Origin of the sequence: Pseudomonas sp. 3MA1 (assembly GCF_029237275.1) — a bacterium.
Classification (GTDB): domain Bacteria; phylum Pseudomonadota; class Gammaproteobacteria; order Pseudomonadales; family Pseudomonadaceae; genus Aquipseudomonas; species Aquipseudomonas fluorescens_AP.
The window spans coordinates 326,448-347,915 of the sequence record NZ_JAACFX010000003.1; the positions used below are offsets into that span (position 1 = coordinate 326,448).

The following is a 21,468-nucleotide window of genomic DNA, read 5'->3' on the forward strand; positions in this document are numbered from 1 at the left end:
CTGTCATCAATCGTTGATACGTCGGGCCAGCCGGTTGGCGCTGTCGATCAGCACCCGGCGATAGGCCTGGTAATTGCTCTGCGCATCGGCCCTCGGCGCGACGATGCACAGGGTGCAGATGCACACCCCGCGCTCATCGCGCACCGGCGCGGCAAAACAATGGGTAAAGGTGTCGGCGACGCTGTCGAAGGAAAAGAACCCCTCCTCGGTGGCCAGACGGATTTCCTCCAGGAAGGTCGCCAGCGGCAAGCGCTGGCCATCGGGGAGGATGAAGTCGCGCTCATCGATCAACTCGGCAATCTGCGCATCGCTCATGTGCCCCAGCAGCAAACGCCCGGAAGCGGTCCAGGGGATCGGCGCGTTCTCGCCGATGTCCGAGGAAATGCGAAAATGCCGCTCGCCTTCCTTCATCAGCGCCACGGTGTATTTGCGCCCGTTGAGCAGGCACATCTGCGCGGTTTCCCCGGTCTGGCTGACGATCTCCTGCAAAGCCTGATCGGCCTCGCGGCTCAGATCGAAATGACGCAAGTGCGCCTGCCCGAGAAAATACAGCTGGCGGCCCAGGTACACATGACCGTCCTTGCCCACCGGCTCCAGCACCCGCCGCTCCAGCAAGGACGCCACCAGCTCGTAGACCGTGGACTTGGGACTGCCGATGCCCTTGGCGATATCGTTGGGCCGCAACGGCTGGCCGATCTCCTTGAGGAAATCGAGAATATCGAACGCCCGATCCAGGCCCTTGGCCCGGCGCTTGATGCTGTCTTCGCTCATCTACCTGCGCTCCCTCTATCGACCCGTAGGAGCCGGCTTGCCGGCGAAGAGGCCCTCAAGCCTCGTGCCGCCCTCACGGGCGCCTTCGCTGGCAAGCCAGCTCCTACAGGCCGTGGCCATCAGGCCTTCTTCTTGTACGCCACACAATCGATCTCGACCTTGCAGTCGACCATCATGCTGGCCTGCACACAGGCCCGGGCCGGCGCGTGTTCGGGCTTGAAGTACTCGCCGAACACCTTGTTGAAACTCCAGAAATCCCGCGGGTCTTCCAGCCACACGCCAACCCGCACCACATCCTCCAGGCCGTACCCGGCCTCTTCGAGAATGGCCAGCAGATTGCGCATCGTCTGATGCGTCTGCTCGACGATCCCACCGTGAATGATCTCGCCATCCAAAGCCGGCACCTGACCGGACACATACAGCCAGCCATCGGCTTCGACGGCGCGAGCGAAAGGACGCGGCTGGCCACCGCCTGCGGTGCTGCCGGTGCCGTAACGGGTGATGCTCATGAGAGGTTCTCCTGGTTGAAGGTTGGCCATCTGGCGGCTCCATCTGGCCGCCCTGCGCGAGCGCACTACGCGGCTCGCTGGCGGTTTCTGCGGGATATCAGCCGCAGCAACCCGCGATGGTCTGGAAACGCACAGGCGTTGAACAAATAAATTCCACTATAACGGAACAAAATATCAAATAGCGGAACAGGCGCCAGAGTGTGCCATGGAGAACAAAGGAGATAACAGGGGGGAGGGAAAAACTTTCCAGAACCAGGAATGGAGAAGCGAGAAAAGGCCATCGGCCAATGTCAGGCATTTCTGTATTTGCTGCAGGCACGCCCAAACGGCTTGCGACGCCACTCGCCCCCCTCTACATTCCGTTGCGTCGCAGTGGTCCGCGACCGGATTTGGCCGTCCGAATCTCCATGAGCACACCTCAATATTCCTGCATGGAGCGTCACTGCCATGGATCTGCAACCTTTCACCTCTTCCACCTCCGACCACCCCGTCGCCTTCATCAACCCACAAGCGCCGCTGCTCGACCTGCTGACCTACGCCGGCCTGCGTATCCGCGCTGCCCGGGACATGCTGGACAGCCTTGCCGACATGACCAGCCGCCACGCCGATCACCTCGACCTGCAGCGTTTCTCCAGCGTGGCGACCCTGTTGTTGCAGGACGGCTGCGATGTGTTGCAGGTAGCGGAACAACAAGCGCTGCAACTGCCGGAGCCCTAACCCAAGGCACAGCCAAGGCTCTCGCACTGCTCTGCTCAGATTTGCTCTGCTTTGGCTTTTGATCCTGAGGCCCCGTTAACCACGATGGCCGCACGCAGGCATTGAGCCGTGGGTAACCCGGCAGGACGCCGGGTTAGCCGCCATCCGGCCAGGGACGGCCGGTGGCGGCGGCCCACGGATCAATGCCGGAGTTCGGGCATGCCTCGCTATGCGAGGCACCGAGTGGAGGAGCAAGCGTTTTTGCTTACTTTTTGCTGGGCCGGCATTCCGGCGTTTGAAAAAAGTGAGTCGCCGTAAGGGCGAAACCGCCAGTGGCCACACCCGCAGCAGTGGATAGGTCCGCAATGCATCGCTGTAAAAGCGAATCCGCCAGCGACCGTCACTGCAGCAACGGATACGCCACCAAAAACCGCGATATGAGGGATTACGACCGCTGCGCGCTCGAGCGGGAGCAAGCTCCCTCGCCACAAAGGTTGTGGCCAGAGCAGAGGACTATGGGTTACCGCAGCAACAAGCACCTACTACGCCAAACCCACCGGCGCCCTCCTGGACGTCTTCGCTGGCAAGCCAGCTCCTACAACAGCGAGCCGCCCCCTTGGCGTCACCCATGTGCCTGAACTTTTCCGTTACCCATGTGGGTGAACGCCTCCCACACAGCCAACCTCAAGCCCAAAAGCCATCAGTCAACATCAGCAACACACAGTACCCACCACAGATTCCGCGCCCCCTGGCAGGCGACATAGGCAGAAGAAATCGTCGAATCCCTGGTCAGCTCAGACCAATCAGGGCTATCGAACCGATACACCACCAACTCGGAAAACGGCGCCGGAAACACCGCCTCCAGCGCCTCAAACACCAAGGCCCGGGCCTTGACCAGAGGCAATCCGGCAGCGCTCCCGTGGCATCCACCCCGCAGCACCACCGCCAGCAACGAGCCCTCGAACTCATATCGATTCAACATGGAAAAAGGCCCGAACTCAGGCTCGACCTGCCCGGTGGCCGTCGAGCTGGCGAGGCCGCTGAAACGCTCGAGAAACTCGGCCAGTCGCTGCCTCTCACCCAGCACCTTGATGGCGGGATCGGGCTGAAGAAGCAGGACACCACCTCCCCACACTGGGCAAGCACGGCAAGCAGTTCGGCAAGGGGTTGCTTGTCGACGACAAACTCGCTGGCAGCGGTCAATGGCGCTACCGCATCGTGCTTCAGGTTTTCATCTTGATTCATGCTTAAACACCGAAGGTTGATCACAAACAGGCAAACACCCCAGCGGCTACCGCACCCTGGGCTTTTGCGACCGCAGACAACTGCAACGGCACCGCTCGGAGCGAACAGGCCGGGAGGGGCGACAATGTATCGGCCGCACCGTTGCACGGCAAACCCGAAAACCATCCCCGCCCCACAGCGCCTTCGTGCTTACGCCTTGAAGGTCAAGATCGGCGAAAACCGCGCCATCACCGACACCGTCCCCTCCTCCACCTGGGACTGGATCACCTGGCCAATTTCCTTGTAGGCCCCGGGCGCTTCTTCGATCATCCGTTCTTCCTTGGTGGTGATGCACTCCACCCCCTGCAAACCGAGGAAGGCCTTGTCCTTCTTGGCCTTGAACACGATCTCGCTGCGCGACATCGAGCGCCCGGCGCCGTGGCTGGCCGAGCGCAGCCAGCGTTCGTTGCCCAGCCCGGTGAGCAGGTAGGAGTCATGCCCCATGCTCCCCGGAATCAGCAGCGGTTGCCCGGCATAGGCCGGTGTCGCGCCTTTGCGATGCACGTTGCCGCCTTCTTCGCGCAGCACGATGTTGTGCGGTACATCGACAATCAGCGGCGCTTCGATGCCCGCGCCGAACACCTGCCGGGTGCGCTGGCGGACCATTTCTGCGATCAGTGCGCGGTTGGCGTCGGCGTAATGGGCGGCGCTGTGCATGGCCAGCAGGTACTCGTCGGCCATCTCGCCAAACAGGGCGAATATCTTCGAATCGGGGTGTTTGATCCCCGCCGGCCACAGGGCCTTGGCCTTGTCCATCCAGCGTCGTCCGACATAGAAGCCCACGTCGCGAGAGCCGGTGTGGATCATCATCACCACCTGCCCCACCGACAGGCCCTGAGCGAAGCAGGCCTGACGATCCACCAGCTCGGTGACCACCTGGATCTCGACAAAGTGATTGCCGCCGCCCAGGGAACCCAGGCCAGGGTCGCGGAGAATTTTCCGCGAGCGGTCCTGCAAGGCTTCCGGCGCGTAGTCGGCGCTGCCACGGGCGAAGGACGACTCATGCAGGCCCGCCAGCTCACGCTGCAACTGGGCGAAATCCGCCCCGGCAAACAGCCCGATCGGGTCCTGTTGCTGTACCTGGGCCCAGAAATCCCCGAGCCCCGAAGCAAACAGTGCGCTCATGGCCGCGGGGCTGGTGGGAATATTGCGCGTGCCTTCCAGCAGGTCGCCACGTACCAGGGCGGTCCACTTGGCTTTCTGCGCCATGAACTGCTCGTAGTTCAGCCCCAGCTTGTGCAGGCGCATGCCGCAATTGATGTCGGTGCCGATGGCTTGCGGCACCACCATGTCGTGGCTGGTGACGATCACGCTGCCCACCGGAATCGGGCTGCCGGTGTGGAAGTCCGGCGTGGCGCAGGCGCACTTCACTTCGCCGCCATGGGGGTAAGCCACCTTGGCGAAATCCATCAGCTGCAGGACGGCTTTTTCTTCGATGGCAAAGCTTTCGGGCAGCAGCAGATCCACCTTGAGCCCGGCGTCGTTGATCGAAGAGATGGAGAGGGAATTGGAATTCAGGCGTTCGATGGCCACCCCGGAACGGGCGAGCTTGTGCTGAATTCTTTTCAGAGGAGTCTTGGTCATTTTCAACTGCTTTTCTTGGACGCAACAAAACAACCACCCTGTTGGTGGCTGGAATTGTCTGGTCAGCAGCGAAACTTAGACGGCGCGGATAATGGGGAATGACGCCGTGGATGTAAATAGCTAGCGGAAATTATTTGCCCAGGCGCCTGGGGAGGCGCCTGCCGGGCCGCGTGGCGTCAATGTGGCTTTGGCCCGCCTTTCCACGGTGTGTAAAACACGCTGGCATGGATCGGCGGCACCTGGCCCTGCTCCAGCGCAAAACCCGGCATCTGCCGCAGGTCCAATTGCTCACACAGCTGCGTGGCGCGATTGCGCAATTGATTATCGGGCTTGAATGACTCGGGTCGGTAGCGCACCGCCCGCAGGTTCACCCAGCACTCCTGCACCCGGCCCTGGGGATCGGCCTTGACCTCAAAACTGGCCACCCCAACGCTGCCCACCGACAAAGGGGCCAGGGTGTGCGTCCAGAAGAAATGGCCTTTGGCGTATTCTCCGGCATTGAACTCAAACTCCTTCAATTGCTCGTCTTCCAGGGTCAAGCGAGGGAACATCAACGTCCCTTTGACCTCCAGCACACCGTCAGGCTCAAAGGCGGCGGCGGGCGCCACAGGGAACACCGTGTTCCAGCAGATGCTCTTGAGCATCTCGCCGAGTTTCGCGTGGTAGGGATAGGCCCTCGCGTCAGGCAAGGGGCTGCTCTGCGCTGCACAATCGATGACCTGATTCTGCCGATTGAACCGCATGACCAACTCCACGCTGCCCGTCAGTTGCTCGGCGTTGGCCCTGAGGCTCTCGCGGTACAGCACTTGCTGCACAGCGTTGGCATAGAACTGCGTCTCCAGCTGTCGTTGCTGCTCGTCCTCGGACAGCGGGGGGCCAGGCAAGTCCGATTGGCAACCGCACAACGCCAGAAGAAGGCCGGCCAACAACCCGCACTGCGCCGGGGTTGCGTTGAGAAAGTTGTACATGCTCAGTTCCTTTGATGGGTTCACTGACGAACCGTCCTGCACTGCGTTCAACGAGGTCAAGGTGCTGGATCCTAAGGCAGCCCGCTGGTTAAAAGCCAACGACAATTGCCGGCAACCACCGTCGCTCCTGTCTGCTGGCGATTGTCGCCGGCGCCACAAAAGCGTCTCCAGGCGCCCGGCAAAAACGGGTTACCCTGGCGCTCCCCCCCCATTCATCGCTCCAAGGAAGGACCGCCCCATGACCCGCGCCATCACCCTGCTCAGTGACAACTTCGCCGACTGGGAAACTGCCCTGATCAACGCCACCGGCCGTGGCTTCTACGGTTTCGACTGCCGCTACGCGTCCCCCAAGGGCGCCATCGTCACCTCCATGGGCGGCCTGCGGGTGACCCCGGACCTGGCGCTGGAAGACATTCATCTGGATGAAGTCGACCTGCTGATGGTGTGCGGCGGCAGCATTTGGCAAAGCGCCAACGCACCGGACATCGGCGACCTGCTGCGCGCCGCCCAGGCACGCCACATCGTGATCGCCGCCATCTGTGACGGCACCCTCGAGCTGGCCCGCGCCGGGGTGCTGGACGCGCTGAAACACACCTCCAACTCGGCGGCCAACCTGCTGGCGGTGGACTATGGCGGCGCCGCCTTCTATCAGGATGTGCCCCACGCCGTGGCGGACCAGCGCGTGATCACCGCCCCGGGCAGCGCACCGGTGAGCTTCATGGCGCAGATTCTCAGCACCCTGGGGATCAGCGACGCCAACCTGACCGCCTACCTCGCAATGCACGCTGCAGAACACCGCGCGTCGCACTGAATATTGCGCGCCAAGGCGCTGACGGGAGCGCCTTGGCCGGCAAGGCTACTGCGACGTCTGGGAGTTCAAGATCGACTCATACCGACCGCTCTCATAGGGAAAATCGCCGGTCCGGCCATGGCTTCACTTCCCTCCGAAGCGCTGTCGCCTGCCGGTATTTCGCACCTTGCTCAAGGCCGCTTCGGCCCACCCCTCCAGGGGCTGTACTGCAGCTCGACGAGGAATCGATCGCCCACCGTCTCCGAGGCGAAAAAGCCCGGCATCTGCCGGATATCCAGGGCCGCGCAACGCTCTTGCAGGCGCTGCACCCGTTCAGGGTCCGGCTTGAAATCGGAGGCTCTGGCGGCAATCGCGGACAGTCGCACCTGACAAGCTTGCACCTGTCCCTGCGCGTTGGCGTGGACCTCGATCCGGGCGCTGCCCAGGCTGTCGAGGGTCTCTGCGGCGAACAGCTGCCGCCAAAAATACTGCTCTTGCGCCTTGTACTCGCGCACCGTTTCCCGAATCTTCTGTTCCTCCGCGGGCAAGCGACCGGGACGAGTGACCACCACCGGCAACACCACCTCAAGGTTGGCTGCGGGCTGGCCTGAAAACAGCTCTGGTTCGGCCCTGGGGAACACCGAGTCCCAACAGATCCGCTCCACCGCCGCGGCCAGCGGGCGGTTATCCGGATAACGCGGCAACGGGTATTCGGGCAGTGCCTCGGTGCTGCAGGCCACCATCCGATTCTGCGGATCGATCACCGCTCGCAGCGACACGCCGCCGGACCAGCCATCGAGATCGGCGTTGCGCACGCCCGGTTCCAGCACCTGGCGAACGTCGTCGACAAAGCGCAGGTAACGGCGCTGCTGCTGTTGCTCCGGCGTCTCTGGGGCGGCGGTCTTGCAAGCGGCCAGCGCCAACAGGCCGGTCAGCATCAGCGCCGCCAGAACGGCGCGGGTCAGGTCAGTCGTGAAGGGGGCGTGCACGGTTCACTCCATGAAAAAGGGCCTCGGCCCCTGGACCTGAAACAGGCTCTAGCGTCACAGGGGCGTTGAGCATAAAGGCCGGCGCGGGGCCTCACAAAATTTTCTGCGCAGGAAAACGCCAGCACGCCCCCCAGGCATCGACCTGATGGACCCAACTGGTCCAACGCCTGGGGTATGCGCCAGGGAACCACCCCCGGGGCTGTGCCAGAGGCCAGATGACTGGGCATTTTTCGCGTCGTTTTCCGACCTGCTCCCCTCTCCTTTGCCAGCCGCACACCAGCAGCCCTCTGGTGCTTGGCTCTCGTGCTTGAGCGCGACGCTCTCGGTTTGCTGGTTGGACAAGAACGGCTCCCACTGCTTTCATTCACAGCCTGGTCCGGCTGCAGTGCGCTCAGGGAGTGAGTCAATGCCTTTTAAGATCATGATGGTTTTTGGTACGCGCCCGGAGGCAATCAAAATGGCGCCGCTGGCCCGGGTGCTGCGGCACTGGCCCGGTCTGCACCTGCATATATGCTCCACCGGGCAGCACCGGGAAATGCTCAAGCAGGTCCTGGACGCCTTCGAACTGCAAGTCGACCAAGACCTGGAAGTGATGACCCACGGCCAATCCCTCAATGGCCTGTCGCAACAATTGCTGAAGCACCTGGACATCACCCTCGAACGCCAGCAACCGGATATCGTCCTGGTCCATGGCGACACCACCACCAGCTTCATCACCGCCCTCGCCGCCTTCAACCGCCAGTTGCCCATCGGTCATGTCGAGGCCGGGCTGCGCACGGGCGACCTCAGGACACACTGGCCCGAGGAGGCCAACCGGCGCCTGACCGGGGTCATTGCCGACCTGCACTTCGCTCCGACCGCCGAAGCCAAAGCCAACCTGCTGCGGGAAAACGTGCCCGCGGACAGCATCGAGGTCACCGGCAACACGGTGATCGATGCGCTGCGGTGGATGCGGCAGCACCAGCAACAGAGCCAATGGCGCCCCGCCATCGATTCGCCCCTGGCGGTGCTGGAACACAACCGGCGCATGGTGCTGATCACCTGCCACCGCCGGGAAAACTTCGGCCAGGGTGTCCGCCATATCTGCCAGGCCGTGGCAATCCTGGCCCAGCGCTATCCGGATGTGCAGTTCGTCTACCCGGTACACCTCAACCCACAGGTGCAGAGCGTGGTCGGTGACCTGCTCTCGGACACCCCCAACATCTACCTGATAGCGCCTCAGGACTATCAGCATTTTGTCTGGCTGATGGCGCGCTCGTACTTGATCCTCAGCGACTCCGGCGGCATTCAGGAGGAAGCCCCCGCCATCGGCAAGCCGCTGCTGGTGCTGCGGGAGGTCACCGAGCGGCCGTCGGCGCTGAAAGGAGGCACGGTGCTGCTGGTGGGGACCGACCGCGAGCGCATTGTGCGCCATGCCGCAGAACTGCTGGACAATGCACAACTCCATGCCCGCATGAGCCGGGTGCACAGCCCCTACGGCGACGGCCACGCCAGCGAACGCATTGCCCGCCGCCTGTACGACTGGCTCAAGGCCAGGGCCCGGCCCGACAGGGCTGGCGCCTTGCCTGCACAGGCAGAGAACGGCCCGCTCAAGCAGGCCAACGAAGCCTAGCCACACGACAGCGACGACGATAGGTGCCAGCACATCGCCACCGACATCCCATCACGGACATGGCCAGGGCTCGCGCCCTCGCCATTCGCTCAGTCCGCGGTCTGGCGCGACAGCAGCACCTGGGTCACCCGGCGCTCTTCCACGGCCTTGACCTGAAGCGCCCAACCGTCCCACGCCACCCGGTCGCCCTTGACCGGCAAACGGTCCAGCAGGCTCATCACCAGTCCGGCCAGGGTCTGGTAGTCCTCGGTGGGCTCGGCGCCAAAGCCGGTGCGCTGGCGCACCTGGGGCAGATTCAGCGCGCCATTGACCAGAAAGCCGCCCTCTTGCTCCACCACGTCCGGCCCCTCGATCTCACTGGCATCCGGCAGCTCGCCGGCGATGGATTCGAGAATGTCGGTCATGGTCAGAATGCCCATGAAATCGCCGAACTCGTTGATCACGAAGGCAATGTGGGTCGACGCCTTGCGCATCTGCTCCAGCGCGTTGAGGATCGAAAAGCTCTCCAGCAGGTTGATGGTCTTGCGCGCCAGGTGCTCAAGGTTCGGCTCGTTGCCCGCCAGGTACTCCTTGAGCAACTCCTTCTTGTGCACAAAGCCCAAAGGTTCATCCACCGCGCCGTCGCGAATCAGCGGCAGGCGCGAGTAGGACGAATGCATCAGCTTGGTCCGAATAGTCTCAGGACTGTCCGTCAGATCGATGTAATCAACCTCGGCGCGCACCGTCATCAGGCTGCGGATCGGTCGCTCCGCCAGTTGCAGCACGCCGCTGATCATCACCCGCTCGCGGCGGTCGAACAGCTCGCTGCTGGGGGCCTCGCCATCTTCCAGCAGATCGGCGATCTCCTCGCCCACCTCTTCCACCGCCAGCTTGCGTCCACCCAGCAGGCGCATCACCGCATAGGCCGTGCGTTCGCGCATCGGCCGCAGGCCCTGCATGGACTTCTTGCGCCGGGCCCGGGCGATCTGGTTGAACAGCTCGATCAGGATCGAGAAGCCGATGGCCGCGTACAGGTAGCCCTTGGGAATATGGAAGCCCAGGCCTTCGGCGGTCAGGCTGAAGCCGATCATCATCAAAAAGCCCAGACACAGCATGATCACCGTCGGGTGGGCGTTGACGAAGCGGGTCAGCGGCTTGCTGGCGACGATCATCACACCGATGGACACCACCACCGCGATCATCATCACCGCCAGGTGCTCGACCATGCCCACCGCGGTGATCACCGCGTCCAGGGAGAACACCGCATCAAGCACCACGATCTGCGCCACGATCGGCCAGAACAGGGCGTAGGTGGTGCTGCCCGCGCGCTGGCTGACATGGCCTTCCAGGCGTTCGTGCAACTCCATGGTGGCCTTGAACAACAGGAACACACCACCGAACAGCATGATCAGGTCACGACCCGAGAAGCTGTGCTCGAACACCTCGAACAACGGCTGGGTCAGGGTCACCATCCACGAGATGCTGGCCAGCAGGCCCAGGCGCATCAGCAGCGCCAGGGACAGGCCGATCAGCCGCGCGCGGTCACGCTGCTCCGGCGGCAGCTTGTCCGCGAGGATGGCGATAAACACCAGGTTGTCGATGCCCAGCACCAGCTCCAGGACGATCAGGGTCAACAGGCCAAGCCAGGCCGTGGGGTCTGCAATCCATTCCATAACGACGACTCAAGTTCTCCGGAAAATTCAAACGGCCAGACGCGAGCGAGCGCCAAGATGCAGGAACTGCGAGATCTTGGGAGCGGGCTGGTCAGAAAAGGAAGCGGCAAATGCCAGAAAAGTGCGGCCGGGAGAATGGCTGCCTGAAGAGCAAGGCCTCAGTGCGAGCGAATGGCGCGATAGGTCATGGGGCGAAACAAGGAAAGAGCGCCGACTGGGGGGCTCCGAGAGCGTGTTCATGCAAGTCCTGAGTGAAAAAACGGATTTGGAGATTACAGGCAGGACGGGCCGGTTCCCCAGCGGGAAATCATTACAAGATTTTATCCGGCGTCCCCTTGGCCGGCGCTAGAGCGGCTCGGAAATCTCGATCAGGTTCAGGTCCGGATCCCGCAGGTACACCGAGCGGATCGGCCCCGTGGCACCGGTGCGCGGCACTGGCCCTTCGATGATCGGCCAGTTGACCTGCTGCAGGTGAGCAATCACCTGCTCCAGGGGCACGCTGGCGATAAAGCACAGGTCCAGTGCACCCGGCACCGGCAGGTGGGCCTTGGGTTCGAACTCCTGGCCGCGCACATGCAGGTTGATCTTCTGGTTGCCGTACCTGAAGGCCTTGCGCCCGCCGGCAAAGGTTTCCAGGCGCATGCCCAGTACGCGGACGTAGAAGTCCTCGGCGGCCAAAGGATCGATGGTGGTCAGTACCAGATGGTCCAGATGATCAAGCATCAACGGCATAACTCCCGAGGGGTGCGAAACGGCCCGGGGATTATGCGCGCCGGGCGCGCCCTTGAACACTCGGTTTCAAGCCTTGCGCCGATACTCGCGACGCACCTGCTCGATGTAGCGCACCACGGCCGGTGCCTGTTCGAAACGCCGGTGAATCAGCGACAGCCAGGAGGTTGCCGCGCTACCGCCTATGGGCCGGTACACGACATGGGGCAGGTTCACATGCCCCACCACCGATTCGGGTACCACCGCCACGCCCTGCCCCAGGGACACCAGGGCCAGCACCGCTACCAGGCCACCGGGCTGAGCGCCCAGTTTGGGGGCATAGGCTCCCTGGGCCGCCACCTGCAAGGTGCCGCTGATCTGCTCCGGAAGGATGAAGGTTTCATTGAGCAGGTGCTCGGAGGCGATCTGCGGCAGGCGGCACAGCCAGGACTCGGCGGACAGCGCCAGGACGAACCCTTCGGCATCCAGGGCAATGGCCTCCACGCCCTCGGGCAGGGTCATGGGCGAGCGGATGTAGCCGACATCCAGGCGCCCGTCGGCGACCCGCGCCGGCAGGGTTGCCATCGGGCACTCCCGCACATTCAGGCTGACGTCCGGACAATCGCGGCTGAAACCCTGCACCTGCTTCTGCAGCAACCCGCCGTACACCGCCGACGCTACATAGCCCAGCTCGATATGACCGATCTCGCCGCGTCCGGCGCGCTGGGCATTGCGCTGGGCGAACTCGAACTGGCGCACCGTGGCTTCGGCCTCCATGAGCAAGGCGGCACCGGCTTCGGTGAGGCTGACCTCGCGCTGCTGACGCAGGAACAGGCGGGTGCCGAGGGCTTTTTCCATGTCCTGGATCTGCCGGCTCAAGGTCGGCGGGGCGATCCCCAACTGCTCGGCGGCACGGGTGAAATTGCGTTGCCGGGCCACGGCGAGGAAGTAGCGAAAGTGGCGAATTTCCATAAACGGCATTAGCTCAAAGGTAATGAACTGGCGGTCAGCGGCTAACAAAAGCTCGCAAAGCCCGGGATAAGCTGGGCCGACCTTCACAGTAGAGAGCCTCTGCCATGCCCGTCAAACCTCTATTTTCGGCAATGACCGTCTGCTGCGGCCCACATAACGCGGTGGCCGGGCGCACTCAAGCCGGCATTGCCTACAAAGCAATCCACACCCTGGCCACTCACCAGAACCTGCTCGATACCCTCCTCAACCGACGGACCGCGCCATGAACCGCCCCATCAAGCCGCGCGCAACCCTGCTGACCGCCTCCGGGGTCTGCTCGCTGATCGTCCTCGACACCAACATCGTCGCCGTCGCCCTGCCAAGCATCGCCCGCGACCTGGGAGCCAACTTCGCCGATATCGAGTGGGTGGTCAGTGCCTACATGCTGGCCTTTGCCGCCCTGCTGCTGCCGGCGGGCAGCCTGGCCGACCGCTTCGGGCGCAAGAAGACCCTGCTCTGCGGCCTCGGCCTGTTCATCCTCGCCTCCCTAGGCTGTGGCGCCGCGCCCAATGCGCTGCTGCTGGACATCGCCCGAGCCTTCAAGGGCGTGGGCGCGGCGCTGCTGCTGACCTCGGCCCTGGCCTCCATCGGCCACACCTTTCATGACGAGGTGGAGCGGGCCAAGGCCTGGGCCTTCTGGGGCGCCTGCATGGGCATGGCGATGACCGCCGCGCCCACCGTCGGCGGGCTGATCACCGAGTACTGCGGCTGGCGCTGGATCTTCTACTTCAACCTGCCGGTGGGTGCCCTGCTGCTGTGGAGCGTGCTGCGCAACGTGCCCGAATCCCGGGATACCCAGGCCGCGCGCCTCGATCCCTGGGGCAGCCTGGCCTTCAGCGCCAGCCTGCTGTGCCTGATCTGGGGCCTGATCGAAGCCAACCGCATCGGCTGGAGCCATCCGGCCACAACGACCCGGCTGCTGGCCGGCGTCGCCCTGTTGGGATTGTTCGTGCTGATCGAGCGCCTGCAAAGTCGGCCCATGGTGGATCTGCAGCTGTTCCGCCATCCGCGGTTCATCGGCGCCCTGCTGGGCATGTTCGCCTACGCCGGCTGCGCCCAGGTGATGATGACCCTGCTGCCCTTCTACCTGCAGAACGGCCTGGGCTTCTCGGCCATCGCCTCGGGCCTGGGCATGCTGCCCTTCGCCCTGACCATGCTGATCTGCCCACGGATCGGCGCGCGCCTGGCCGGGCGTTACGCCCCGGCGACGCTGATGGCCGCCGGGCTGACCCTGGTGGGCAGCGGCAACCTGCTCAGTGCCTGGGCGGTGCACAGCGGTGGCTACCTGAGCTTCGCCCTGGCGATTGCCGTGACCGGCGCCGGGGCCGGGCTGCTCAACGGCGACACGCAGAAAAACATCATGGCCTGCGTCCCCCGGGAGCGCACCGGTATGGCGTCGGGCATGAGCACCACCATGCGCTTCAGCGCCATCATGCTGGCCATCGGCGTGTTCGGAGCGCTGCTGGCCAGCCATACCCAGCAACTGTTGCAAGGCAACCTGCGCCAACTGCCCGGGAACGGGGCGCTACACGCGCCGGACATCGCCTCCCGCGTGGTGGCCGGGGACATGCAAGGCGCCCTGGCCAGCCTGCCGCCGGAAGCCCGGGACCTGGTTGAGCCCCTGGCGCAGCAGGCGTTTGTCGGCGGCTTCGGGCTGGTGCTGGCCGTGGCCGGCCTGCTCGCCCTGCTCGGCGCGCTGGTGGTCGGACGCCTGATGCGCAATCCCCTGCCCCAGGCGCAAGGACTGGCCCTGAAGCTGGAGTAACCGTCCGCTGCCCGCTGTCGCACGTTCGGCAGCGGGCACAGGGGCAAGACGGTGCCGAACCCGGCGACGGCGGCCCGGCGCGTTCTTGCTGAAGCATGCAGGAACGGGCTGCAGATGACGGGACGATGCCCCGGCCGTCGGCTCAAACGCGGCGACTTCAAGGCCCGGCCCCCACCTAAAGAGTTCGTAAAGAATGCGCGCACGCGCCCCGTTGTGCCCGGCAAATGCGCTTCAATAACGCTCACGCCAAGCCTGAAACTCCCGGAGAGCCCCATGAGCAAGCTTGCCCGCTATCTGCAGGTCGAAGACATTCTCCTGGCCGTCAACGTCTCGAACAAACAGCGGCTGTTCGAGCAGGTGGGCCGTCATCTTCAGGAAACGCGACAGTTGCCGGGCGATGCGGTCACCGCCAGTCTGTGGCGCCGGGAGCTGGCCGCCAGTACCGCGATCGGCGACGGCGTGGCGCTGCCCCATGCCCGGCTCGCCGAACTGGACGGCATCCACGCGCTGTACCTGCGGCCGCAGAGCGCCATCGCCTTTGCCGCTCCCGACCAGCAGCCGGTGAGCGATATTCTCGTGCTGCTGGTGCCCGCCCCCGCCGATCAGCAGCACCTGGACTTGCTGGCGGACACCGCCCGGCTGTTTTCCAACCCGCGCTTTCGCCAGGCCTTGCTGCGCTGCAAGGATGGGGTTCAGGTCAAGCAGTTGTTCGATCACTGGTAGTGTCAGCGTCGCCGAGCGGGCGCGGCGGGTGACGGACACAGGGCATCGTCAGAGATAGCCCCAAGCCACCGACTGTCGCGCCGCGCAAGATTTCCTCTATTGGCGGTTAGTCCACTCATCCATTAACGTTCATGGCACCTCTGGCAGCTTGCTGCTGGACGGGGTGCCTATCCTGCGCTTGGCCCGGCACCCAGATGGCCGTTGAAACCACTCACCGTTCGAGCCATTCGAGTGATTATGAAAGAGCGACAGCTGCCGCCCGCATCCCCCGGTGGCCGGCGACCGGGCAACGGCCGCTCCGGTCGAGAACCTGCCCGATCCCCTTCCCTGTTCGCCTTTGCCCTGCCGCCCTTGAGCCTGTTCTGCTGCGCATGGCTGGCCGGCTGCGCGGTCGGGCCGGACTTCACTCGCCCCGAACTCGCCGCAGACGCCGGCTACAGCGCCACACCCCTGCCCGCCAGCACCGCCTCGGCGCAGATCGCCAACGCTGGCGCGGCGCAGCGTTGGGTGGCCGGCATGGACATCCCCGGGCAATGGTGGACGCTGTTCCGCTCCCGGGAGCTCAATGACCTGGTGGAGGAAGCGCTGCGGGCCAACCCGGACCTGGACGCCGCCCAGGCCGCCCTGCGTCAGGCCCATGAGCAGCTGTACGCCGAGCAGGCTTCGCTGTTTCCGTCCCTCAGCGCCTCGGCGTCGAAAACCCGGGAAAAAGCCTCCGCCGCCAGCGCCCTGGGCACGAGCGGCGCGGCGGCGGCCGGTGGCTCCTCCGGGCAGATCTTTACCCTCAACTCGGCGTCGCTGAGCGTGTCCTACGCGCCGGACGTGTTTGGTGGCAACCGTCGGCAGATCGAGGCCAGCGGCGCGCAGGTCGACTACCAGCGCTACCAGCTCGAAGCGGCATACCTGACCCTGAGCGCCAATCTGGTGAACACCGTCATCAGCCTGGCCTCGGTGCGCGACCAGATCGCCGCCACCGAAAGCGTGATCGCCCTGCAGAGCGATCAGCTCGACCTGCTGCGGGCGCAACGCCGGCTCGGGGCCATCGGCGACAGCGACCTGCTGACCCAGGAAGCGACACTGGCCCAGACCCGCGCCACCCTGCCGCCGTTGCAGAAGCAATTGGCGCAAACCCGCAACCAGTTGCAGGCCTACCTCGGGCGCCTGCCCAGCCAGGACCGCGGCGAGCAGTTCCAGCTGGCGTCCCTGCACCTGCCCCAGGAGCTGCCCCTGAGCCTGCCCTCGGCCCTGGTCGAGCAGCGCCCCGACGTGCGTTCCGCCGAGGCCCAGTTGCATCAGGCCAGCGCCAGTATCGGCGTGGCCATCGCCAATCAGTTGCCGCAGTTCAGCATCAGCGCTTCCCTGGGCTCCACGGCGCTGGCCGGCACCCGGCTGTTTTCCTCGGGCACCGGGGTCTGGAGCCTGGCCGGCTCGATCGCCCAGCCGATCTTCGACGCCGGGGCCCTGGAGCATCGCAAGCGCGCCGCGGTGGCCGCCTACGATGAAGCCGCCGCGCGCTATCGCAGCACAGTGATCGCCGCCTTCGAGGATGTGGCCAACGCCCTGCGTGCCCTGGAGGCCGACGCCGCGGCCCTCGAGCAGCAAGTGGCCGCCGAGCGCGCCGCGCGCCAGAGCCTGGATCTGGCCCAGGCCCAGTACCGCCTGGGCGCCGTGGGTTACCTGAACCTGCTCACCGCCCAGCAGACCTACCAGAACGCCATTGTCAGCCGGGTCCGGGCCCAGGCCGCTCGCTACAGCGACACCACCGCGCTGTTCCAGGCGCTGGGGGGCGGCTGGTGGCAGCGTCGCGATGTCGACCCCGCCAGCCTCGGCAGCCCCGATCGTTTCGGCTGGCCGTCGCTCAAGGAGATGTATCCGCCGCCCGCTGCGCATGACCGCGACCAGGCTCACGTCGGGCCCGCTGCGGCCGCCGTCCACAGCTCGGCGCCCGCGCCGGCTGCCCCCACCCGACCTGCACCCTTGCCTTAAGTGAGATCCGCCATGGCCGACGTCAATTCCAGCCCCTCCACCGCGCACCCCGCCGCGGCCCCGCAGACGCCGCGCAAGCGCCGCCTGCTGTGGCCCATGCTGATCATGCTGGGCGTGGTGCTGCTGATTGTCGCGGTGATCGGCGGGGTCAAGTTCGCGCAGATTTCCAAGCTGATCGCCCAGGCCAAGGTGCCGCTGCCTCCCGCCGTGGTCACCGCGCTCAAGGCGCAATACGAAGACTGGCAACCGAGCCTCTCGGCCGTCGGTTCGATCAAGACCGTGCGCGGGGTGGACGTCACCACCGAGGTCGGCGGCATCATTCGCAGCATCGGCTTCAAGCCCGGCCAGCAGGTGGCGGCGGGCGACCTGCTGGTGCAATTGAACGCCGATGCCGACATCGCCCAGCTGCGCGCGCTGGAGGCCACGGCCAATCTGGCCGGCACCGTACTCAAGCGCGACAGGGCCCAGTTGGCGGTGAGCGCGGTGTCCCAGGCCCAGGTCGAAGCCGACGAGGCGGACCTCAAGGCCAAGCTCGCGGCCGCCGAGCAGCAGCGGGCGCTGGTGGCGAAAAAGAGCATCCGCGCGCCCTTCGCCGGGCGCATCGGGATCACCGGGATCAACCTCGGGCAGTACCTCAATCCCGGCGACAAGATCGCCAACCTGCAGACCTTCGACCCCATCTACATCGACTTCAACGTACCCCAGACCCAGGTGCAGCAGATCGCCCTCGGCCAGAGCGTCACGGTCAGCGCCGACGGCCTGCCCAAGCAGCGCTTCAGCGGTCGGGTCAGTTCCATCGACACCCAGTTCGATGCCAATACCCGCAACGTCACGGTCGAGGCCACCGTCGACAATCCCCAGCACAGCCTGGTGCCGGGCATGTTCGCCCGGGCCGTGGTCGCCTCTGGCGGCACTCAGCGCTACCTGACCCTGCCGCAGACCTCGGTCACCTACAACCCTTACGGCACCACGGTGTTCGTCGCCACCCAGAAGAACAACGAGCAAGGCGAGGCGCTGTTCAGCGCGCAGCAGACCTTTATCGAAACCGGCCCGACCCGGGGCGACCAGGTGGCCGTGCTGTCCGGCGTCAAGGAAGGCGACCTGGTGATCACCAGCGGCCAGATGAAGCTCAAGAACGGATCGCCGGTGAAGATCGTCGACCGCGACGCGCCCTTGAACGATCCCTCCCCGACGCCACAAGAACACTAGGGCCCGGCCATGAATTTCACCGACACCTTCATCAAGCGCCCGGTCTGGGCCGTGGTGGTTTCGCTGTTCATCCTGATCCTCGGCCTGCGCTCGATCTTCGAGTTGCCGGTCAACCAGTGGCCGCGCACGGAAAACACCGTGGTGACCATCAGCACCTACTACTACGGCGCGGATGCGGCGACAGTGGCCGGCTTCATCACCCAACCCCTGGAAGCGGCCATCGCCCAGGCCCAGGGCATCGACTACCTGTCCTCCAGCAGCATCACCGGGCTGTCCACCATCACCGCGACCCTGCGCCTGAACTATGACTCGAGCAAGGCGCTGACCGAGATCAACACCCAGGTCAACTCGGTGAAGAACCAACTGCCGGCCCAGGCCCAGGAACCAGTGCTGACGGTGGCGGTGGGCCAGACCACCGACGCCATGTACCTGGGGTTCTACAGCGACACCCTGGCCACCAACAACATCACCGATTACCTGGTGCGGGTGGTCAAGCCCAAGCTCGACTCCCTGGAAGGCGTACAGACCGCGGAGATCCTCGGCGGCCGCCAGTTCGCCCTGCGCGCCTGGCTCGATCCCGACAAGCTGGCGGCCCACAACGTCACCGCCCAGGACGTGGCCAGCGCCCTGGCCAACAACAACTACCTGTCCGCCGTGGGCTCGACCAAGGGCCAGATGATCACCGTGGACCTCACCGCCGGCACCGACCTGCACACGGTGGACGAGTTCAAGCGCCTGGTGGTCAAGCACAACGGCGACGCCCTGGTGTACCTGGAAGACCTGGGCAACGTCACCCTGGGCGCGGAAAGCTACGACAGCAGCGTGGCCTTCTCCGGCAAGCGTTCGGTGTTCATCGGCATCAAGGCGGCGCCGACCGCCAACATCCTCAATGTCGCCGAGAACGTGCGCAAGGCCTTCCCCGACCTGCAATCGCAATTGCCCGCCGGGGTGCGCGGCGAGATCGTCTACGACTCCACGGCCTTCATCAACACCTCGATCTATGAGGTGGTGAAGACCCTGGTGGAAGCCATGGTCATCGTCTCGGTGGTGATCTACCTGTTCCTCGGCTCGTTCCGCGCGGTGATCGTGCCCCTGGTGGCGATCCCGCTGTCGCTGGTGGGCACCTTTTTCGTCATGTACCTGCTGGGCTACTCCATCAACCTGCTGACCCTGCTGGCCCTGGTGCTGGCCATCGGCCTGGTGGTCGACGACGCGATCATCGTGGTGGAGAACGTCGACCGGCACATCAAGGAGGAAGGCAAGGGCGCGCTGGAGGCCGCGCTGCTGGCGGCCCGGGAGCTGGGCGGACCGATTGTCGCCATGACCGTGGTGCTGATTGCCGCCTACGTGCCCATCGGCCTGCGCAGCGGCCTGACCGGCGCGCTGTTCAAGGAGTTCTGTTTCTCCCTGGCCGGGGCGGTGACGGTGTCGGCGGTGATCGCCCTGACCCTGTCGCCGATGATGACCTCGCGATTGTTCAAGAACGGCCAGGAAGAAGGCCGGTTCGCCCAGCGCCTGGACCGCTACTTCGACTGGTTGCGGGGGCGCTACCACCGGGTGCTGGCCGCCGGGCTGAATATCTGGCCGGTGCTGGTGACCTTCGGCTTCCTGCTGTTCCTGCTGGTGGCCGCCAGCGGCATGACCGCCAAGAGCGAGCTGTCGCCCACCGAGGACCAGGGCCTGGTGTTCATGCAGATCAAGGGCGCGCCCACCGCTTCGCCGCAGCAGATGGAACGGATTGCCGACCAGGCGTTCCAGATCGCCAACAAGGAGCCCGAATACCTGCAGATGTTCCAGCTCACCGGACTGCCGTCGCTGAACCAGGGGCTGGGCGGGGTGCTGCTCAAGTCCTGGGAAGACCGCAGCCGCACCCAGGCGCAGTTGATCCTCGACCTGCAGCAGAAATGGAACCAGGTGCCCGGCGCCGCCATCGCCGCCTTCCCCCTGCCCTCACTGCCGGGGGCCCAGGGCCTGCCGGTGCAGTTCGTGATCACCACCACCGAGTCGGTGGCGAACCTCAACGAAGTGGCCCAGGCGGTGCTCGCCGAAGCCACCAAGCAGCAGCTGTTCTGGTTCTCCGACCTCGACCTCAAGCTCGACAAGCCCCAGGCCAAACTGGTGGTGGACCGGGAAAAGATCGCCGCCCTGGGCATGACCCAGGCCGACGTCGGCGCGGCGCTGTCGGCGGCCCTGGGGGGCAACTACGTGAACTACTTCTCCACCGCCGGGCGCTCCTACCGGGTGATCCCCCAGGTGCTGCAGGTGGACCGCCTGAACCCGCAGCAGATCCTCGACTACTACATCCGCACCCCGTCGGGGAGCATGATCCCGGCCAGCACCGTGGCGCATATCGAGACATCCACGGAACCGGAGTCGATCAACCACTTCCAGCAACTCAACTCGGCCACCCTGTCCGGGGTCAGTGGCCTGTCCCAGGGCGAACTGCTGGCCAAGCTAAGGGGCATCCTGGAGCAGGTGGCGCCGTCGGGCTATTCCACCGACTACGCCGGCGAATCGCGGCAGTTCATCCAGGAGTCCGGAGGCTTCGTCGGCCTGCTGCTGTTCTCGATCCTGATCGTCTACCTGGCCCTGGCGTTCCAGTTCGAGAGCTACCGCGACCCGGTGGTGATCCTGTTCTCGGTGCCGCCGGCGCTGTTCGGCGCCCTGGCCTTCATCACCATGGGCTTTGCCTCGATCAACGTGTACACCCAGGTCGGCCTGGTGACCCTGCTGGGGCTGATCACCAAGCACGGGATCCTCATCGTGCAGTTCGCCAACCAGCTGCAACTGGCCGGCTACAGCAAGCGCGAGGCCATCGAAGAGGCGGCGGCGGTGCGCCTGCGGCCGATCCTGATGACCACCGCGGCCATGGTCCTGGGGGTGGTGCCGCTGGTCTGGGCCTCCGGCGCCGGGGCGGCGGGCCGCCACGACATGGGCCTGGTGATCTTCGCCGGGCTGTCCATCGGCACCCTGCTGACCCTGTTCATGGTGCCGGCCATGTACCTGTTCATCGGCGCCACCCACGCTGCGGCCACCAGCACGGCACCAGGCCCGATGGCCGGCGAGGACGTCGCACACCGGGCCTGAGGCGGCCCGGATCAGTGCATTCGTTCCACCCAGCTGTTGCAACATCCGAGACAAAGCCCGGCGCCAACGGCCGGGCTTTGTCCCGATGACGCGGCAACATAAGTTGTGCAGTCAGCGGATCGAC

Annotated in this window: 18 protein-coding genes; 9 read left to right on the forward strand and 9 right to left on the reverse strand. The window is 65.0% G+C overall.

Annotated elements, in window-relative coordinates:
* Positions 1-6 precede the first annotated feature (6 nt).
* Positions 7-771, reverse strand: a complete 765-nt coding sequence (locus GWQ44_RS10475) for an IclR family transcriptional regulator (RefSeq protein WP_199011046.1) — start codon at positions 769-771, stop codon at positions 7-9.
* Between the two features lie 119 nt (positions 772-890).
* Complete coding sequence (locus GWQ44_RS10480) at positions 891-1,280, reverse strand: RidA family protein (RefSeq protein ID WP_016968574.1); 390 nt, start codon at positions 1,278-1,280, stop codon at positions 891-893.
* Between the two features lie 447 nt (positions 1,281-1,727).
* On the opposite strand from GWQ44_RS10480, the gene GWQ44_RS10485 reads away from it, so the two are divergent.
* On the forward strand, positions 1,728-1,997 hold the full coding sequence (locus GWQ44_RS10485) for a hypothetical protein (protein WP_253164547.1): 270 nt from the start codon (positions 1,728-1,730) through the stop codon (positions 1,995-1,997).
* A gap of 679 nt (positions 1,998-2,676) precedes the next feature.
* On the opposite strand, the gene GWQ44_RS10490 is transcribed toward GWQ44_RS10485, so the two are convergent.
* From GWQ44_RS10490 to GWQ44_RS10500, 3 genes are all read right to left on the reverse strand, one after another.
* Complete coding sequence (locus GWQ44_RS10490) at positions 2,677-3,111, reverse strand: hypothetical protein (RefSeq protein WP_275927250.1); 435 nt, start codon at positions 3,109-3,111, stop codon at positions 2,677-2,679.
* Positions 3,112-3,410: 299 nt separating this feature from the next.
* Positions 3,411-4,844 (reverse strand): RtcB family protein, encoded by a 1,434-nt coding sequence (locus GWQ44_RS10495; RefSeq protein WP_275927251.1) that lies wholly within the window; start codon positions 4,842-4,844, stop codon positions 3,411-3,413.
* Between the two features lie 176 nt (positions 4,845-5,020).
* Positions 5,021-5,863 (reverse strand): hypothetical protein, encoded by an 843-nt coding sequence (locus GWQ44_RS10500; protein WP_275927252.1) that lies wholly within the window; start codon positions 5,861-5,863, stop codon positions 5,021-5,023.
* Positions 5,864-6,050: 187 nt separating this feature from the next.
* Here GWQ44_RS10500 and GWQ44_RS10505 point away from each other — a divergent pair, with 187 nt between their 5' ends.
* Positions 6,051-6,623, forward strand: a complete 573-nt coding sequence (locus tag GWQ44_RS10505) for a type 1 glutamine amidotransferase family protein (protein WP_275927253.1) — start codon at positions 6,051-6,053, stop codon at positions 6,621-6,623.
* A gap of 170 nt (positions 6,624-6,793) precedes the next feature.
* Here GWQ44_RS10505 and GWQ44_RS10510 read toward each other — a convergent pair whose 3' ends face one another.
* Complete coding sequence (locus GWQ44_RS10510) at positions 6,794-7,591, reverse strand: hypothetical protein (protein ID WP_275927254.1); 798 nt, start codon at positions 7,589-7,591, stop codon at positions 6,794-6,796.
* 406 nt (positions 7,592-7,997) lie between these two features.
* On the opposite strand from GWQ44_RS10510, the gene wecB reads away from it, so the two are divergent.
* Entirely contained in the window at positions 7,998-9,203 is a 1,206-nt protein-coding gene (gene wecB, locus GWQ44_RS10515; protein WP_275927255.1) for a UDP-N-acetylglucosamine 2-epimerase (non-hydrolyzing), read from the forward strand.
* An 89-nt stretch (positions 9,204-9,292) separates the two neighbouring features.
* Here the strand turns inward: wecB and GWQ44_RS10520 are convergent, their stop codons facing one another.
* The 3 genes from GWQ44_RS10520 to GWQ44_RS10530 all read right to left on the reverse strand — a co-directional run bounded on the left by GWQ44_RS10520 (position 9,293) and on the right by GWQ44_RS10530 (position 12,535).
* Positions 9,293-10,855, reverse strand: a complete 1,563-nt coding sequence (locus GWQ44_RS10520) for a TerC family protein (protein WP_275927256.1) — start codon at positions 10,853-10,855, stop codon at positions 9,293-9,295.
* Positions 10,856-11,200: 345 nt separating this feature from the next.
* Positions 11,201-11,578: a VOC family protein gene (locus GWQ44_RS10525; protein ID WP_103739618.1), complete on the reverse strand. Its 378-nt coding sequence runs from the start codon at positions 11,576-11,578 to the stop codon at positions 11,201-11,203.
* A gap of 75 nt (positions 11,579-11,653) precedes the next feature.
* The gene (locus GWQ44_RS10530) at positions 11,654-12,535 is read right to left on the reverse strand and encodes a LysR substrate-binding domain-containing protein (RefSeq protein ID WP_177435132.1); all 882 of its coding nucleotides are present in this window, start codon (positions 12,533-12,535) and stop codon (positions 11,654-11,656) included.
* A gap of 104 nt (positions 12,536-12,639) precedes the next feature.
* Between GWQ44_RS10530 and GWQ44_RS10535 the strand changes: the two genes are divergently transcribed.
* The 6 genes from GWQ44_RS10535 (at position 12,640) to GWQ44_RS10560 (ending at position 21,344) form a co-directional block, all read left to right on the forward strand.
* Positions 12,640-12,801, forward strand: coding sequence for a hypothetical protein (locus GWQ44_RS10535; RefSeq protein WP_275927257.1), 162 nt, complete (start codon positions 12,640-12,642; stop codon positions 12,799-12,801).
* Positions 12,798-14,339 (forward strand): MFS transporter, encoded by a 1,542-nt coding sequence (locus GWQ44_RS10540; RefSeq protein WP_275927258.1) that lies wholly within the window; start codon positions 12,798-12,800, stop codon positions 14,337-14,339. The genes GWQ44_RS10535 and GWQ44_RS10540 overlap by 4 nt, the downstream gene beginning before the upstream one ends.
* A 273-nt stretch (positions 14,340-14,612) precedes the next feature.
* Positions 14,613-15,062, forward strand: coding sequence for a PTS sugar transporter subunit IIA (locus GWQ44_RS10545; protein ID WP_016968583.1), 450 nt, complete (start codon positions 14,613-14,615; stop codon positions 15,060-15,062).
* 237 nt (positions 15,063-15,299) lie between these two features.
* Positions 15,300-17,048 carry an efflux transporter outer membrane subunit gene (locus GWQ44_RS10550; RefSeq protein ID WP_275927259.1) on the forward strand — a complete coding sequence of 583 codons (1,749 nt, stop codon included), beginning with the start codon at positions 15,300-15,302 and terminating at the stop codon, positions 17,046-17,048.
* A 96-nt stretch (positions 17,049-17,144) separates the two neighbouring features.
* Positions 17,145-18,257, forward strand: a complete 1,113-nt coding sequence (locus GWQ44_RS10555; protein ID WP_275927468.1) for an efflux RND transporter periplasmic adaptor subunit — start codon at positions 17,145-17,147, stop codon at positions 18,255-18,257.
* 9 nt (positions 18,258-18,266) lie between these two features.
* Positions 18,267-21,344 (forward strand): efflux RND transporter permease subunit, encoded by a 3,078-nt coding sequence (locus tag GWQ44_RS10560; RefSeq protein ID WP_275927260.1) that lies wholly within the window; start codon positions 18,267-18,269, stop codon positions 21,342-21,344.
* The last annotated feature ends 124 nt before the right edge of the window (positions 21,345-21,468 follow it).

Excerpts from the sequence above, each read along its gene's own strand:
- GWQ44_RS10475 (WP_199011046.1), bottom strand. The coding sequence starts at position 771 with ATGAGCGAAGACAGCATCAAGCGCCGGGCCAAGGGCCTGGATCGGGCG.
- GWQ44_RS10480 (WP_016968574.1), bottom strand. The coding sequence starts at position 1,280 with ATGAGCATCACCCGTTACGGCACCGGCAGCACCGCAGGCGGTGGCCAG.
- GWQ44_RS10485 (WP_253164547.1), top strand. The coding sequence starts at position 1,728 with ATGGATCTGCAACCTTTCACCTCTTCCACCTCCGACCACCCCGTCGCC.
- GWQ44_RS10495 (WP_275927251.1), bottom strand. The coding sequence starts at position 4,844 with ATGACCAAGACTCCTCTGAAAAGAATTCAGCACAAGCTCGCCCGTTCC.
- GWQ44_RS10505 (WP_275927253.1), top strand. The coding sequence starts at position 6,051 with ATGACCCGCGCCATCACCCTGCTCAGTGACAACTTCGCCGACTGGGAA.
- wecB (WP_275927255.1), top strand. The coding sequence starts at position 7,998 with ATGCCTTTTAAGATCATGATGGTTTTTGGTACGCGCCCGGAGGCAATC.
- GWQ44_RS10520 (WP_275927256.1), bottom strand. The coding sequence starts at position 10,855 with ATGGAATGGATTGCAGACCCCACGGCCTGGCTTGGCCTGTTGACCCTG.
- GWQ44_RS10525 (WP_103739618.1), bottom strand. The coding sequence starts at position 11,578 with ATGCTTGATCATCTGGACCATCTGGTACTGACCACCATCGATCCTTTG.
- GWQ44_RS10530 (WP_177435132.1), bottom strand. The coding sequence starts at position 12,535 with ATGGAAATTCGCCACTTTCGCTACTTCCTCGCCGTGGCCCGGCAACGC.
- GWQ44_RS10535 (WP_275927257.1), top strand. The coding sequence starts at position 12,640 with ATGCCCGTCAAACCTCTATTTTCGGCAATGACCGTCTGCTGCGGCCCA.
- GWQ44_RS10540 (WP_275927258.1), top strand. The coding sequence starts at position 12,798 with ATGAACCGCCCCATCAAGCCGCGCGCAACCCTGCTGACCGCCTCCGGG.
- GWQ44_RS10545 (WP_016968583.1), top strand. The coding sequence starts at position 14,613 with ATGAGCAAGCTTGCCCGCTATCTGCAGGTCGAAGACATTCTCCTGGCC.
- GWQ44_RS10550 (WP_275927259.1), top strand. The coding sequence starts at position 15,300 with ATGAAAGAGCGACAGCTGCCGCCCGCATCCCCCGGTGGCCGGCGACCG.
- GWQ44_RS10555 (WP_275927468.1), top strand. The coding sequence starts at position 17,145 with ATGCTGATCATGCTGGGCGTGGTGCTGCTGATTGTCGCGGTGATCGGC.
- GWQ44_RS10560 (WP_275927260.1), top strand. The coding sequence starts at position 18,267 with ATGAATTTCACCGACACCTTCATCAAGCGCCCGGTCTGGGCCGTGGTG.